General features: G+C 66.7%; 15 protein-coding genes and 5 tRNA genes. 5 read left to right on the top strand and 15 right to left on the bottom strand.

What is annotated here, in order from left to right; translation table 11 throughout:
- Positions 1–933, bottom strand: coding sequence for a LysR family transcriptional regulator (locus tag DFO63_RS19495; RefSeq protein ID WP_119007626.1), 933 nt, complete (start codon positions 931–933; stop codon positions 1–3).
- A gap of 106 nt (positions 934–1,039) precedes the next feature.
- Here DFO63_RS19495 and DFO63_RS19490 point away from each other — a divergent pair, with 106 nt between their 5' ends.
- Together DFO63_RS19490 and DFO63_RS19485 are read left to right on the top strand one after the other, a co-directional pair.
- A complete protein-coding gene (locus DFO63_RS19490; protein ID WP_101765242.1) occupies positions 1,040–1,660 on the top strand; it encodes an NAD(P)H-dependent oxidoreductase in 621 nt (206 codons plus the stop codon).
- Between the two features lie 57 nt (positions 1,661–1,717).
- Entirely contained in the window at positions 1,718–2,482 is a 765-nt protein-coding gene (locus DFO63_RS19485; protein ID WP_119007625.1) for a thioesterase family protein, read from the top strand.
- A 15-nt stretch (positions 2,483–2,497) separates the two neighbouring features.
- On the opposite strand, the gene DFO63_RS19480 is transcribed toward DFO63_RS19485, so the two are convergent.
- The gene (locus DFO63_RS19480; protein ID WP_042358614.1) at positions 2,498–2,767 is read right to left on the bottom strand and encodes a hypothetical protein; all 270 of its coding nucleotides are present in this window, start codon (positions 2,765–2,767) and stop codon (positions 2,498–2,500) included.
- 123 nt (positions 2,768–2,890) lie between these two features.
- Entirely contained in the window at positions 2,891–3,595 is a 705-nt protein-coding gene (locus tag DFO63_RS19475) for a winged helix-turn-helix domain-containing protein (protein ID WP_119007624.1), read from the bottom strand.
- A gap of 105 nt (positions 3,596–3,700) precedes the next feature.
- On the opposite strand from DFO63_RS19475, the gene DFO63_RS19470 reads away from it, so the two are divergent.
- Complete coding sequence (locus DFO63_RS19470) at positions 3,701–4,342, top strand: flavin reductase (RefSeq protein WP_119007623.1); 642 nt, start codon at positions 3,701–3,703, stop codon at positions 4,340–4,342.
- 10 nt (positions 4,343–4,352) lie between these two features.
- On the opposite strand, the gene DFO63_RS19465 is transcribed toward DFO63_RS19470, so the two are convergent.
- The 5 genes from DFO63_RS19465 to DFO63_RS19445 form a co-directional block, all read right to left on the bottom strand.
- Complete coding sequence (locus DFO63_RS19465; protein WP_049446066.1) at positions 4,353–4,874, bottom strand: GNAT family N-acetyltransferase; 522 nt, start codon at positions 4,872–4,874, stop codon at positions 4,353–4,355.
- Between the two features lie 59 nt (positions 4,875–4,933).
- Positions 4,934–5,233 (bottom strand): hypothetical protein, encoded by a 300-nt coding sequence (locus DFO63_RS22040; RefSeq protein WP_147416478.1) that lies wholly within the window; start codon positions 5,231–5,233, stop codon positions 4,934–4,936.
- A gap of 1 nt (position 5,234) precedes the next feature.
- Positions 5,235–5,308 (bottom strand) — tRNA-Cys (locus DFO63_RS19455).
- A 66-nt stretch (positions 5,309–5,374) separates the two neighbouring features.
- Positions 5,375–5,450 (bottom strand) — tRNA-Gly (locus tag DFO63_RS19450).
- A gap of 142 nt (positions 5,451–5,592) precedes the next feature.
- Positions 5,593–5,668 (bottom strand) — tRNA-Gly (locus DFO63_RS19445).
- A 130-nt stretch (positions 5,669–5,798) separates the two neighbouring features.
- Here DFO63_RS19445 and DFO63_RS19440 point away from each other — a divergent pair.
- On the top strand, positions 5,799–6,200 hold the full coding sequence (locus DFO63_RS19440; protein ID WP_119007621.1) for a hypothetical protein: 402 nt from the start codon (positions 5,799–5,801) through the stop codon (positions 6,198–6,200).
- Positions 6,193–6,621, top strand: coding sequence for a hypothetical protein (locus tag DFO63_RS19435; protein WP_119007620.1), 429 nt, complete (start codon positions 6,193–6,195; stop codon positions 6,619–6,621). The genes DFO63_RS19440 and DFO63_RS19435 overlap by 8 nt, the downstream gene beginning before the upstream one ends.
- A gap of 23 nt (positions 6,622–6,644) precedes the next feature.
- On the opposite strand, the gene DFO63_RS19430 is transcribed toward DFO63_RS19435, so the two are convergent.
- The 7 genes from DFO63_RS19430 to DFO63_RS19400 form a co-directional block, all read right to left on the bottom strand.
- The gene (locus DFO63_RS19430) at positions 6,645–7,559 is read right to left on the bottom strand and encodes an HlyD family efflux transporter periplasmic adaptor subunit (RefSeq protein ID WP_101765240.1); all 915 of its coding nucleotides are present in this window, start codon (positions 7,557–7,559) and stop codon (positions 6,645–6,647) included.
- On the bottom strand, positions 7,556–8,284 hold the full coding sequence (locus DFO63_RS19425; RefSeq protein ID WP_101765239.1) for an ABC transporter ATP-binding protein: 729 nt from the start codon (positions 8,282–8,284) through the stop codon (positions 7,556–7,558). Before DFO63_RS19425 ends, DFO63_RS19430 begins: the two co-directional genes overlap by 4 nt.
- A gap of 10 nt (positions 8,285–8,294) precedes the next feature.
- On the bottom strand, positions 8,295–9,434 hold the full coding sequence (locus tag DFO63_RS19420; RefSeq protein ID WP_049446032.1) for an ABC transporter permease: 1,140 nt from the start codon (positions 9,432–9,434) through the stop codon (positions 8,295–8,297).
- Positions 9,431–10,894: an efflux transporter outer membrane subunit gene (locus DFO63_RS19415; protein WP_119007619.1), complete on the bottom strand. Its 1,464-nt coding sequence runs from the start codon at positions 10,892–10,894 to the stop codon at positions 9,431–9,433. Before DFO63_RS19415 ends, DFO63_RS19420 begins: the two co-directional genes overlap by 4 nt.
- A 407-nt stretch (positions 10,895–11,301) precedes the next feature.
- A tRNA-Gly gene (locus DFO63_RS19410) sits at positions 11,302–11,377 on the bottom strand.
- A 116-nt stretch (positions 11,378–11,493) separates the two neighbouring features.
- Positions 11,494–12,600, bottom strand: a complete 1,107-nt coding sequence (locus tag DFO63_RS19405; protein ID WP_119007618.1) for an NAD(P)/FAD-dependent oxidoreductase — start codon at positions 12,598–12,600, stop codon at positions 11,494–11,496.
- Between the two features lie 138 nt (positions 12,601–12,738).
- Positions 12,739–12,814, bottom strand: a tRNA-Gly gene (locus tag DFO63_RS19400).
- Between the last annotated feature and the right edge of the window lie 87 nt (positions 12,815–12,901).

Here is a 12,901-nt window from a genome sequence, read left to right as displayed (position 1 = left end):
TCAGCTGCGCAACAGCGGGGCGGCCTCCACCTCCAGCAGGCGCGCCGGCAACTGTTGCAGCAATGCGTCCACCGCCACCCGCGTCTTCAGCGGCAGGTGGGGCACCCGCGGCCACACCGCATGGATCGGATAGATCGCATTGGAGGCGGCCGGAAAAACTTCCAGCAACCGCCCCTGCTGCAGCGCATCGCGCACCAGCCAGTACGGCAGCCAGGCCACACCCAGCCCTGCCACGGCCGCATCAGCCACGCCCTGCAGATCGTCCATCTGCACGCGTGCATCCGGCTTCAACACCTGCGGCTCGCCCTCCACCCGCATCTTCCATTCCATCACCTGGCCGCGGCGGCTGTAGGCCACCGCCTCCAGCCCACGCAGTGCGTCGACGGTGTGCGGCAGCTCGCGCCCGGCCATGAACCCCGGCGAGGCGCAGATCGCCATGCGGTGTTCCCCCAGCGGCCGTGCCACCAGATCGCTGCTGTCCGGCAACGCGCCGATGCGGATCGCCAGGTCGATGCCCTCCTCGCGCAGGTCGAGCGTACGATCATTGAACTGCAGGTCCAGCACCAGCGCCGGATGCTGGCGGGCCAGCTCAAGCAGGATCGGTGCGATGCACAGGTGGCCGAACAACACCGGCAGGGACACGCGCAGGCGACCGGCAACCTGGGTTCGCCCGCCCTCGAGCGCGGCCTCGCCTGCACGGATTTCCTCCAGCGCGCGCAGGCAATGCTGGTAGTAGAGCGCCCCGGCCTCGGTCAACTGCTGGCTGCGTGTGGTGCGCAGGAACAACGGGGTGCCGAGCCGGGCTTCCAGCCGCGCAATGCTCTTGGCCACCGCCGAGCGGGTGACCCGCAGCGCGTCGGCCGCCTGCGCGAAGTTGCCGGCCTGCACCGTGGCCACGAACACGTCGATACCGTTCAGATCGGACAAGGCCACAATGTATCCAATCAGGAACCAATGGAAGGAAAAAATAGCGCCACTGGCGAAGTTTTTAAAGTCTAGAGTGGGCGCCCTCCCCTTCCACGCAGATCGACTTCCCGCCATGAGCAAGGTGCTTGTCCTCCACTCCAGCCTCAACGGCACCGCCTCGCGCAGCGCCGGCCTGATCAATCGTTTCCTCGCCGAGCGTGCCGCGCAGGGCTTCGATGACGTCGTCACCGTGCGCGACCTCACCGCACTGGACCTGCCAGTGCTGGATGAAGAGATCTTCCACGCACTGCGCGGTGCAGAGAACCCGGGGCCGCGCGCACGACAGGCCATCGCGCTGTCCGATGCGCTGATCGGCGAGCTGATGGACAGCGACCTGCTGCTGATCGCCGCGCCGATGTACAACCTCAACGTACCGACGCCGCTGAAAAACTGGTTCGACCTGGTCGCCCGCGCGCGCGTGACCTTCCGCTACACCGACACCTGGCCACAGGGCCTGGTCCAGGGCGTGGAAGCGGTGGTGTTCAGTCCGCGCGGCGGCGTGCATGTCGGCCAGGGCACCGACACGGTGACGCCCTACCTGCAATCGGTGCTGGGCCTGATCGGCATCACCGAGGTTGATTTCGTCTACGCCGAAGGCATGGACATCCGTCCACATGGCATCGAGCAGGGCATGGCCCGCGCGCAGGCACAATTGACCGCATTGGCGCAGCGCATGCCATTGCCGAACGCTTAGGATGCAGAGGCCGGCAACCGTCCTGCCGCCTCTTTCCCCGCTGAAGCAACGCACCCGATGGCCTTCTTCGAACGACTGAGCGACACCCGCTACCTGCCGACCGAGCATACCGGCGGCGCCTGGAACATCCGCGAGCAGCACATCGCACCGGCGATCGGGTTGCTGGCCCACCACCTGGAACGCGACGCTGCGGCGCGTGGCCATGGCTTCCTGATCGCGCGCCTGTCCTACGACATCCTCGGCACCATTCCGATCGAAGCGATGGACGCCGAGGTACAGGTGCTGCGCGGCGGTCGCACCATCGAACTGGTGGAGGCCACACTTCGGCACGATGACCGTCCGGCGCTGCGCGTGCGCGCCTGGTTGATGCGCCCGAACGATACCGGGGCCATCGCCGGCACGCCGATCAGCGGCATTGCGCCGCCGGAATCGATGCCGGCATGGGACCCGGGCACGGTCTGGCCCGGTGGTTTCATCCAGAGCATCGAGATCCGTCGCCACGACCAGGGCCCCGGCCGTGCAACCTACTGGGCCCGCGCAACGCAGTCGCTGCTGGATGGTGAAGCGGTCAGCCCATTGGCCCGTGCCGCCACCCTGTTCGACCTGTCCAACGGCATGGCGGTACGCGCCGATCCGAAGGAGGTCGCCTTCCCGAACCTGGACCTCACCGCTCACCTGTTCGGCATGCCCGAAGGCGAGTGGCTGGGCTTCGACACGTCGGTGTCGTTCGGCCGCCAGGGCATCGGCCTGACCAGCACCGTGCTGCACGATGCACGCGGCCCGATCGGAACACTCGGCCAGGCGCTGACGGTGCGCCCGTAAACGCAACGGGCGGCGTCAGCCGCCCAGCGTGCCCATGGTGAAGGTGTAGCCGGAACTCATCAGGAACTCGCGCATGCGCATTTCCGCGCGGCGCGGTGAGGCCAGATTGGCCGGTGCGTACAGCGCGTAGACCACGCCGGCGCCTTCGATTGACTCGCGCCGCACGCCACAGTGGCGGGTCTCCGAGGCGACCACCCAGCCATCCTTCAACCGGTCCGGCCCGATCGATTGGCCGTTCATCAGCCGGAACGTCAACCAGCGTACTTCCGCAGCGGATTTGCTCATCGGCGGCATTCCGGTTGCGTACTGCGGTCCATCATGTCCTTGCTCGCCATTGCAGCTCCCTAAGACTTGGAACCTGACCATAGCGCCTCCGCATGTCGCGGGCGAATGAGACTGGTCGGACGCTCAGGTCGCCAGGCCGAACCACTTCCACAACGCCTCGCGCCCCGGCGGGGTCAGCCGCAGTTCGCGACGGCCTTCAACACGCCGCAGCCAATCGTTGTTCACGAAGCTGTCCAGCATCGCCTCGCCGACCAGCCCGGCCAGATGCGGACGCCGCTCGGTGCAGTCCAGGCATCCCCGGCAATAGCGCGCGGGCCTGGCCGTCACCGGCTGCTGCAGCACCTCGGCCAGCGGCTGGCCGAGCTCCCGCAGGAACGCCGCCCCCTCTGCGCTCACCTGCCAATAGCCCTCGCGCGGCAGCACGTGCCCGGCCTGCAGCAGGTGATCGGTGATGGCCACCGCGTGCACGCCGGCCAGGTGGCGATAGCAGGAGCGCGCCTCGCGCAACGCCGGCAGGCTGCGTGACACGGCGGCGGTGCACGAGGGCGTGCGCTCGGCCACACGCAGGATGCCCTCCAGCATGTCCGCGACCTCGGTCGACGCCAGCCGATGGTAGCGATGGCGGCCCTGCGGGATGACCACCAGCAGATCGCCTTCAATCAAGCGCCGCAGGTGCGTGCTCGCCGTTTGTGGCGTCACCCCGGCCACCCGCGCCAGTTCCATCGCGGTGTACGCGCGGCCGTCCATCAACTGCAGCAACATGGCGGCGCGTGCCTGGTCACCGACCAGGGCACCGACACTGACAAGGGAACCGGAGGTGTGGACCATGCCGGCATTGTGGCATGCAGGGCCCGCCCGACAGTTCGATGCAGGCCGAAGCATTGCCGGCCCGCCCCGGCGCACAGTCACCGCCCCGCTCTTCCGAGAACCGCAGTGACGAACCCTTCGATCCAGCGTCGGCGCATCACGCCTTCGGTCCTCTACCCGGGCACGCCGGTACTGCTGATGACCACGCTCAATCCCGACGGCAGCAGCAACATCAGCCCGCTCTCTTCGTTCTGGGCGCTGGGCAACCGGGTGGTGCTCGGGCTCGGCACGCAGGGCCAGGGCTATTGCAACCTGCAGCTGCGCAACGAGTGCGTGCTGAACTTTCCGTCCTCTGCACAGGCGGCCCAGGTCGAGGCCATCGCGCGTGCGACCGGCCGCGATCCGGTTCCCGCTACCAAGCAGGCGATGGGCTACGTGCATGTGCGTGACAAGTTCGCGCTGGGCGGCTTCAACGCCGTACCGTCAGCAGAGGTGGCACCCGCTACGATTGCCGAGTGCCCGCTGCAGGTGGAAGTCACGGTAACAGCCATGCACGCGCCCAGTGATGACGATGGCCAGCACTTCGTGATCGTCGAAGGCCGCATCCGCTGCGTGCATGCGCATGAGGCGATCACCCATGCAGGCAGCCAGCACATCGATGTCGGCCGCTGGAAACCGTTGATCTATCTGTTCCGCCACTACCTGGGCGTGGGTGAACCGGTCGGGCGCAACTTCCGCGCGCAGACGCCGGCCCACGATCCGGCGTAGAGCTGGTGATTCAAGGTGTCGGCGATGATGGGTGGCCGGTCACTGAAATCCAGTACGACACCATGTCCACATAGCGGCCGTCGCGCTTCACCGCGCGTGGCTCGACGCCGGATTCGGTGAATCCCAACGATTCGTACAGTCCACGCGCAGCAGCGTTGTCCGCCAGCACCGTCAGCGTGAGCGACTCGATGCTGTCCATGCGTGCCGCCGCGAATGCCGCAAGGAACAGTTGACGGGCGATGCCATGACCACGATGGGCTGCGCCAACATGGACGCTGTGGATCTCCGCCGTGTGCCGCCGCGCCAACCGCACCGGGCGCACGTAGCGCAGGAAGCCAATCAGTGCCGCCTGGTCGAAGGCACCGAAGTAACGGGTATGAGGGTCATCAAGCTGCGCCCGCATCACCTGCGAGGAATCGCCGGCCGCCTCGGCCAGCGTGGACAGGAATGCAGCGGGCGACTCGCGCAGCGCCTGCAGGCGGGCCTCCCAGAGCATGTCCGCATCGTCTTCGGTCAGTAGCCGGATGATCATGTCGCGCGCCTGCCGCAATTTCTATGCTGGAGCCAGCGTAACAGCCCGGACATCATCAGCTACAGGCAGGCCATGCCCATCAGCGACGTCGCCGGCGCCAGCCAGGCCATGCGCGGGGGCGCATCGGCACCCAGCGCTACCTGGAACAGCAGTGGCGTCAGGATCGAGAAGATGCCGACGGCATACATGCCGTGCAGCGGGCTGCCCGTGGTGAAGGCGCCGTCGCTGAACATGGCGACGCCGAACAACACGGAGGTCAATGCGGTCAACGCGAATCGGCGCCGCCAGGCCAGACTTTGCATAGCGCGGTTGCCGTGCGGAAAAACAAAAAAGCCCTGACCGGAGTCAGGGCTTTTCAATTGGAGGCCTCAAGCGGAATCGAACCGCTGTAAACGGATTTGCAATCCGGTGCATAGCCACTCTGCCATGAGGCCAACGTACTGCGCGCCAGGAACAGGGCCCTGACAAGACAAAACCCCATGATGGGGCCTGTCGGAACATGGAGCGGGAAACGAGACTCGAACTCGCGACCTCAACCTTGGCAAGGTTGCGCTCTACCAACTGAGCTATTCCCGCGTAAGCCGACATGGTACCGGAAATCCGGAACACACACCAGCGATTTCACCTTTCTGACTGCGCGTAGAGCCTTGTGGCCCAACGTGCCCCGCCTTGCCATGGTGGGAGAAAAACAAGGCCCCTACCGGGGCCCTGTAGAATCTGGAGCGGGAAACGAGACTCGAACTCGCGACCTCAACCTTGGCAAGGTTGCGCTCTACCAACTGAGCTATTCCCGCAGATTCCGTTCGACCTGCGTCGAAGGAGCGCTATTGTGTCCAAATTCCTTCACGCCGTCAACAGCCTTCACACGATGCGGTCACGGGCGTCCGCACTGGGGTACGCTGCCCCGCCCGGTCCCATTCGCCCATGTTCCTTCGCGGCACGCCCCTGTTGATCGCCCTGCTGCTGCATCTGCTGGTGGCGCTGCTGTACTGGGCACTGATTCCGCTGGGAATGAACGCGTATCGCGACCATTTCGGCTTCACCTCCCATCGCGACATCGGCCTGGGCATCGCCCAGTTCCATCTGTTCTGGATGTTCATTGGCGCCCAGCCGCTGATTGCAGTACTGCGGCCATTGTTCGCCAAGGTGCTGGTGCTGGCGATCCCGTTGGCGTTCGCGACCTGGATGCTGATGCACAACCATCCGCTGCGCTTGGTGTACTTCACAGTTGGGCCCGGCCTGCTGGCACTGGCCGCAATCGTCGCAAGCCTGCGCTATTCGTCGCGCGGAACCTCCCGCCCCACCACGGACACCGCCGATGCCTAGACGTTACATCGGCCTGTTCTGGCTGCTGGTCGCGCTGACCTGGCTGGCGCTGATCGCTGCGCTGGTCAATGCCGGCTTCACTCCGGACTACTGGCTGCTGCACCACCTGGAAGGCGCCGAGCTGCCCTACCCGACCAGCACCGTCATCGTGTTCGCGCTGCTGGGAGCCGTCGAGCTGGTGGTGGCCGCACTGATCGTGCAGCCCTGGAAACTGAGACGCCTGTGGCTGCGCCTGCTGATCGCGTTCGCGTTGCTGGTGGTGTGGTCGGTGCCGTGGATGCTGTCCGCGATGCACCAACCGCCGGTGCACGGCATGCACCTGCTGTGGTTGCTGCTGCTGGACGTGGGGCTGCTCCTGGCGCTGTGCGTGGTGTCTGCAGTGAGTGCGTGGCGAACCATCAGGCGTCGAGGGGCCCCATAGGTGGCCCCGTCGCAACACCAGGCTTACTTCCGGAACTCCACCCGCACGTGCTGGCCGAAGCGCGCCTTGGCCTCGCCATCGAACTCCAGCACGCACTCCACCACCTTGGCCACGCCGCGCCCGGCATCTTCGGGAAGGCGTGCCTGCGCGAACACGGGGCTGATGCGCACCACGCGTGCGGACGGCAGCGTGCTGGTGTTCTCGGCACCATCGCTGTCCGGCACCACGGTGGCCTTCATGCCCACCTGCACGGCATCGGCATAGGCGGCGCTGAGTTCGGCGCGCACCTGCAGCGGACGCGCCGGCAGCAGCGAGATCGCCGGCTTGCCAGCCTGCACGAAGGCGCCGAGGCCCGGCACCTGGCCGACCACGGTGCCGGCTTCCGGCGCGCTCAGCGACATCTGCTGCAGTTTCAGTTTTGCGTGTTCCAGCTTGTGCTGGGCCATGTCGACCTGCGCACCGGCCACGTCGACATCGGCGCGCACAGCAGCCAGCTGCTGCTTGGCCGCATCGGCCTGCTGGTTGGACGACACGCCTTCGCTGGCGCCCGTGGACAGGCGGGTGGCGTTGCGCTCCAGTTCGCGCAGCTGCGCCTGGCCGCCCTTCAGGCGGTCATTGGCCAGGGCGAGATCGGCGGTGGCCATCGCCACCTCCTGCTGCAGCAGGGCACCATCCAGCGACAGCAGCAACTGTCCCTTCTTCACCGTGGCGCCCTCCTTCACCGGCGCGGCGGTGATCGAGCCATCCACCGGCGGCGCCAGCGCGATCAGGCCACCCTCGACGTCGATGATGCCGCGCGCCACCGCGACCTTGCCGGCGGTGGCAGCGCTGGCTTTGCCTGCAGGTGCTTGGGCAGGCGCGTCCTTGGAACAGGCGCCGAGCAGCAGTGCCGCGGACAGGGCCAGGCTGAGGGGGAGCAGGTGCGACGTCTTGGTCATGGGGCGGACTCTACAGTTTCGTTCTGGCGGCGGTCATCACGGACCATGCCGTCTTCCATGGCGATCACCCGATCGGCATGCCGGATCAGGCGCGGATCGTGGCTCACGCACAGCACGGTGGCGCCATGCGCACGTGCGTAGCGGTGCAGGATGTCGATCACGCGCTGGCCGTTCTCGGCGTCCAGCGCGCTGGTGGGTTCGTCGGCGAAGATCAGCGTCGGTGACTTGGCGAAGGCACGGGCAACGGCCACACGCTGCTTCTCACCGCCGGACAGCTGCGCCGGGCGCATGTGGCTGCGGTGGCTGAGGCCAACCTCCTCCAGCGCCCTGCGGGCCAGCGGTTCGCTTTCGCGATTGCTCATGCCGCGGTAGCCCAGCGGCAACTGCACCTGCTCCAGCGCGGTCAGCGCCGGGAACAGGTTGAAGCCCTGGAACACGAAACCGACATGGTGCAGGCGGAAGCGCTCCACTTCACTGCGACTCATGTGGCCCACGTCCTGGCCGAGCGCGTGCACGCGACCACCATCGGGCGATGACAGGCCGGACAGCAGCGACAGCAGCGTGCTCTTGCCGCAGCCGGACGGGCCCGACACCAGCGTCAGCTCGCCGGGATAGATGTCCAGCGACAGGCCGCGCAGCACCGGCACCTGTACATCGCCGGACATGAAGCCCTTTTCCAGTGCGTCGGCCTGCAGGGTCGGGGCGACGGCGCGTGTAGAAGTCATCGGCCGGTCCTCAACGCAGCAGCAACGATGGATCGGAGCGGACGACACTGCGTACCGCCATGATGCTCGACAGCATGGCCATCACCGCGACCAGCGCTACGCAGCCGATGATGACCATCGGCGTCAGCTGCACCGGCACGCGCTGGGTCTGTGCGATCAACAGCACGACGGTGCTGAACGCCGCCGCCAGCAACATGCCCACGCCGCCGATCAGCAATGCCTGCTCGAACACCACCCGCGCCAGCGCATAGCGCCCGGCACCGAGTGCGTTGAGCGTGGCGTACTCACGCACCGAGCCGGCCACCACCGAAGCAAACGACTGGTTGGTGATCACTGCGCCGACGAAGCAGACGATGACGGCCATGAACAGCACCGCGATGCCGGCGCCGGTATCGAACAGCCAGTATTGCTGCGAACGGCTGGCGAACTCCGGTGCAGTCCAGAACTCGACCGGCGTGGCCTGCCCCATCGACGCGGCCAGGCGGTCGCGCACGCGGTCGGCCAGGTCCGGCGAACGCAGGCCCGCCACGAAATAGGTACTGCCCTCGTGCGGATCGGTACCGGCGATGGCGCGCGCGGTATCCAGCGAGGCCAGCACGTTGACGCCACCGAGGCCACGCAGGCCGGGTTGCGCAGCGACCACGCGCACCGCCTTGCCGTTGATCCACGCACGGTTGTTCTGCAGGTCCACGCCCAGCGTATCCAGATCGGCGCTGTCGACGATCACCGCACCCGGCTCACGCAGCTGCGCGCGCAGGTCGGCAGGCAGGATGCGCGCGAACATCATCGCGTCGTCCTGGGTGGAGATGCCGGACAGGTACACCGACACGTTGCCGGTGCCCTGCGCGCCGGACCGCCATTCGCCATCGACCCACTCGTAGGGCTCGACGCGGGTGACATCCGGGTCCATGCGCAGATGGCTTTCGACATCCGCGCTGATTGCATGGCCGTAGTTGACGCTCTGGGTGCCGGGGAAACCGGCCCAGATATCGGCGGATGAAGCCTTCACGTAGATCGCGGCGGTACCGAAGATGCCCAGCACCAGTGCCGCCTGCACGATCAACAGCACGCCGGCGAAACACATCGCCAGCACCACCGGCAGGAACCGGCGCCACTCGTAGGCCAGGGTCTTGCGGGCCAGTGCGATCATTGCGAATCGCCCTCAGCCTCGACCGGCAGCGGTGCGCCGCCCAGGGCGCGGTACAGCGAGGCGAACGCGAGCACGCGCGCGCCCTGCGCACCGATCAGATCGGCCTGCGAGGCCAGTGCGGCACGCTGCGTGTCAAGCCCATCGAATTCGCTGGACAGGCCAAGCTGCACCTGCCGCGCCTGGCGCTTGACCTGCTGGCCGGCGGCATCATCGGCCGCGCGCAGCGACTGGATGCTGCTGTCCTGGCGCGCCAGGCTGCCCAGTGCGCCTTCCACTTCGCTCACACCTTCCAACACCGCCTTGCGGTAGCCGAGCAGCGCGGCATCCAGCTGCTTTTCATCGGCATGGAAACGCGCGCGACGCTGGCCCCAGTCCCACAGCGGAATATCGATGTATGGGCCGATCGACGGACTGGAGTCGGAGTTGGAACGGGCGTTCTGGGTGAGGTTGTAGGCGTACAGGATCGAGCCACCAAGACTGACCCGCGGATACATCGCGGCGCGCGCGGAGCCCTTGCTGGCCGCGGCCTGCATCACCTCCGATTCGGCCAGCAGGATCTGCGGCCGATGGCGCAGCAGATCAGCCGGCACCTGCTGCAGCGAGAACGCGCCCAGCTTTGGCGGCGTGCGATAGGCGCGCCAGGACGGGTCCGGACCATCGCGTCCCAGCAGCAATGCCAACGCACGGGCAGCGTTGTCCGCATTTTCGCGAGCCTGCGCCGTGGCCGCCCGGGTCGCCGCCTGGCGTGCACGCAGGCGATCAAGTTCGCCGGGCTCATCCAGGCGCAGGCGCTGGCGTACCAGAGCCAACTTTTCGCCGCGATCGTCCACCGCCTGCTGGCGGGCCAGCAGGTCCTGCTGGGCCTGCGCCACGGTCAGATCCAGATAGCTGCGCACCACGTCGGCGATCACCGCCACCTGCGCGGCGCTACGCAGCGCCTCGGCATTGCCGGCCGAGGCCTGCGCGCTCAACTGGGCGCTCTCGGCGGCGCCGAACAGGCCCAGGTCCCAGATCGCTTCGATACCGGCGTGGAAATAGGTGTCGACCGCGGCGGCGTCCTGGACCTGCTTGGCGCTGGCCGAGATTTCCGGCAGGAAGCGCGAGTCCGAAGTGCCGGCGACAATCCGCACGGCCTGCAGGCGCAGCGTGGCCTGCTGCAGGTCGAGGTTGCCGGTGATGGCCTGATCGACCAGTCCATCCAGCGCCGGGTCGGACAACACTTTCCACCACTGTTTGGCGTCCACTGCCACGCCCTGGCCCTGCGGCACCTGGGTCCAGGTGCTGGGCGTGCGATCAGGCAGGTCCGGAACCGGCACCGACATGCAGCCCGCCAAGGCCAGGCTTGCGAGCAGCGCGCCGGGGCGCAGCACTGCCTGCAGGGAGAATCCGCGCCCGGTCCTGGGCACTGCCACTGGAGTGATACGCCTGACCACCAGCCCGCCAACGTGTAGAAGGAGCATGAAGGCTACCGTGCGATTGTGGAGCGAACATGGAGAATTGGTCGAAAAACAGTCACAACGCGCAATCGGTTCAGGCAATGCTGCCATGGCCCTTTCGTCATCCTTTCACTGCCGGCAAGGGATGGAACACCGGATGCGCCTCCCTGCGATTGCACATTTTTCCGACGAACCACGTCCGGACGTCCCCACGTCCATCGGTGCATATCATTCTGATTACGACATTGAATGTCGATGACCGTCGATGGAGTGCGCCCCCCCCCGGCCCGCTTTCCGGGCGCCCGCGATCACCTGCCGCACAGTCCTATCACGCCGGCAATGAAGATGCCGTGGCGCGACTGTAGCGGCCCTTGCAGCCAACGTCATGACAAACGAAAAACGCCCCCTTGCGGGAGCGTTTTTCTTGAATCTGGAGCGGGAAACGAGACTCGAACTCGCGACCTCAACCTTGGCAAGGTTGCGCTCTACCAACTGAGCTATTCCCGCAGATTTCGTTCGACCTGCGTCGAAGGAGCGCTATTGTGTCGATATTGCTGCACGGCGTCAACAGGAATTTTCACGTGACGTCAGCGGCGGCGTTCAGGCGCCGCTGCCTGCTCCCTTCACGTGCGCAGGCCGCGGCGATGGAAGTAGATCTGCTCGGCGATGCGCCGCGTGGCAGCCGTGTGCAGCAGCGCATTGAGCGGCCAATCGGCCTGCAGGTGATCCATCGCCCAGCGCAGCAGGCGCTTGCCGCGGAAGGCCGGGGCGACCTGCTGTGCTACCCGTTCGGCGTCCGGCCCTTGGCCACGCAGATGGCGGGCAATCGCCTCGCCGACCGCCCAGCCGTGCCGCCACGAGGAATGGATGCCCCCGGCCGAGAGCGGCGAGACGATGCCCGCCGCGTCACCGGTCAGGATCAGGCGAGGGCCGCTGATCGGGCCGTCCGGCCGGCCGCACGGCACCAGACCGGCGCGGGTGGCCGAAGGGCGCGCCGAGGGCGGAATGCCGACCACATCGCGCACATGCTCAAGGAAGCCATCGATATCTGGCGGTCGCACCCGGTCCGGGTCATGGCGCACCGCCACCCCGAGCTGCAGTCCGGTTGGATTCTGCGCGACCCAGCCGATGTAACCCGGCGCATAACGCTTGCTGACGAAGCAATGCAACGCATCACCCTGCGTCAATTGCAGGCCGGCGAACTCACGTTCGACACCGTAGAGATTGTCACGCACCTGGCCCAGGCCGGTGCGCTGGGCCACGCGCGAACGCGCGCCATCGGCGCCGACCAGATAGGCGCACCGCCCCGCCCCTTCCACCTGCCAGCCGTCACCATTGCGATGGGCGTCGGTGAAGGACTGCTGCAGGCGAAGGTCTACGCCATTCGCGCGCAGCTCACTTGCCAGCCAGCGCATCAGGTTCGGCGTATCGGTGGTGAGGAAGTAATAGCCCGGTGCTGCCAGCAACACGCTGCGCAGGTTCGGCGCATACAGGCGCACGTTCGCGATGCGCTGCACCAGGTGCTCGGGCATGCGCCCCAACCAGGTCTGCTCCATCACCTCCTTCACCACGATGCCGGTGGTGTGCAGGCGCTCGCCGGGATCGGATTTGCGCTCGAGTACGCAGACGCGCAGGCCGTATTGGGCAGCGGCCAATGCGCAGGCGGCACCGGCGAAACTGGCGCCGACGATGACCACATCGTGGTCGTAGGCGGAGGATTGATGAGGCATCGCGACATCGCCGGACTGGAACGGAGATGCAGCTTCGCGAGCGCGCGTGGTGAGGCGATGGGGTGGCGGTGAAGCAGGGATGAAGTACCCTGGACGCAAACGAAAAACGCCCCCTTGCGGGAGCGTTTTTCCTGAATCTGGAGCGGGAAACGAGACTCGAACTCGCGACCTCAACCTTGGCAAGGTTGCGCTCTACCAACTGAGCTATTCCCGCTTGGGAGGCGAAATTCTACCTGTTCCAAGGATGGCGTCAAGCGCTTTTTCTCAGGGTCTGCAGGGTGCCCGGCGGCGCGTATCCACG

The sequence above is a fragment of the Stenotrophomonas sp. AG209 genome, from assembly GCF_003550055.1.
Classification (GTDB): domain Bacteria; phylum Pseudomonadota; class Gammaproteobacteria; order Xanthomonadales; family Xanthomonadaceae; genus Stenotrophomonas.
This window is presented reverse-complemented; position numbering and strand designations above follow the sequence as displayed.

Excerpts from the sequence above, each read along its gene's own strand:
- DFO63_RS19415 (WP_119007619.1), bottom strand. The coding sequence starts at position 10,894 with ATGCTCCTTCTACACGTTGGCGGGCTGGTGGTCAGGCGTATCACTCCA.
- DFO63_RS19475 (WP_119007624.1), bottom strand. The coding sequence starts at position 3,595 with ATGGTCCACACCTCCGGTTCCCTTGTCAGTGTCGGTGCCCTGGTCGGT.
- DFO63_RS19490 (WP_101765242.1), top strand. The coding sequence starts at position 1,040 with ATGAGCAAGGTGCTTGTCCTCCACTCCAGCCTCAACGGCACCGCCTCG.
- DFO63_RS19480 (WP_042358614.1), bottom strand. The coding sequence starts at position 2,767 with ATGAGCAAATCCGCTGCGGAAGTACGCTGGTTGACGTTCCGGCTGATG.
- DFO63_RS19430 (WP_101765240.1), bottom strand. The coding sequence starts at position 7,559 with ATGACCAAGACGTCGCACCTGCTCCCCCTCAGCCTGGCCCTGTCCGCG.
- DFO63_RS19440 (WP_119007621.1), top strand. The coding sequence starts at position 5,799 with ATGTTCCTTCGCGGCACGCCCCTGTTGATCGCCCTGCTGCTGCATCTG.
- DFO63_RS19485 (WP_119007625.1), top strand. The coding sequence starts at position 1,718 with ATGGCCTTCTTCGAACGACTGAGCGACACCCGCTACCTGCCGACCGAG.
- DFO63_RS19405 (WP_119007618.1), bottom strand. The coding sequence starts at position 12,600 with ATGCCTCATCAATCCTCCGCCTACGACCACGATGTGGTCATCGTCGGC.
- DFO63_RS19465 (WP_049446066.1), bottom strand. The coding sequence starts at position 4,874 with ATGATCATCCGGCTACTGACCGAAGACGATGCGGACATGCTCTGGGAG.
- DFO63_RS19435 (WP_119007620.1), top strand. The coding sequence starts at position 6,193 with ATGCCTAGACGTTACATCGGCCTGTTCTGGCTGCTGGTCGCGCTGACC.
- DFO63_RS19425 (WP_101765239.1), bottom strand. The coding sequence starts at position 8,284 with ATGACTTCTACACGCGCCGTCGCCCCGACCCTGCAGGCCGACGCACTG.
- DFO63_RS19420 (WP_049446032.1), bottom strand. The coding sequence starts at position 9,434 with ATGATCGCACTGGCCCGCAAGACCCTGGCCTACGAGTGGCGCCGGTTC.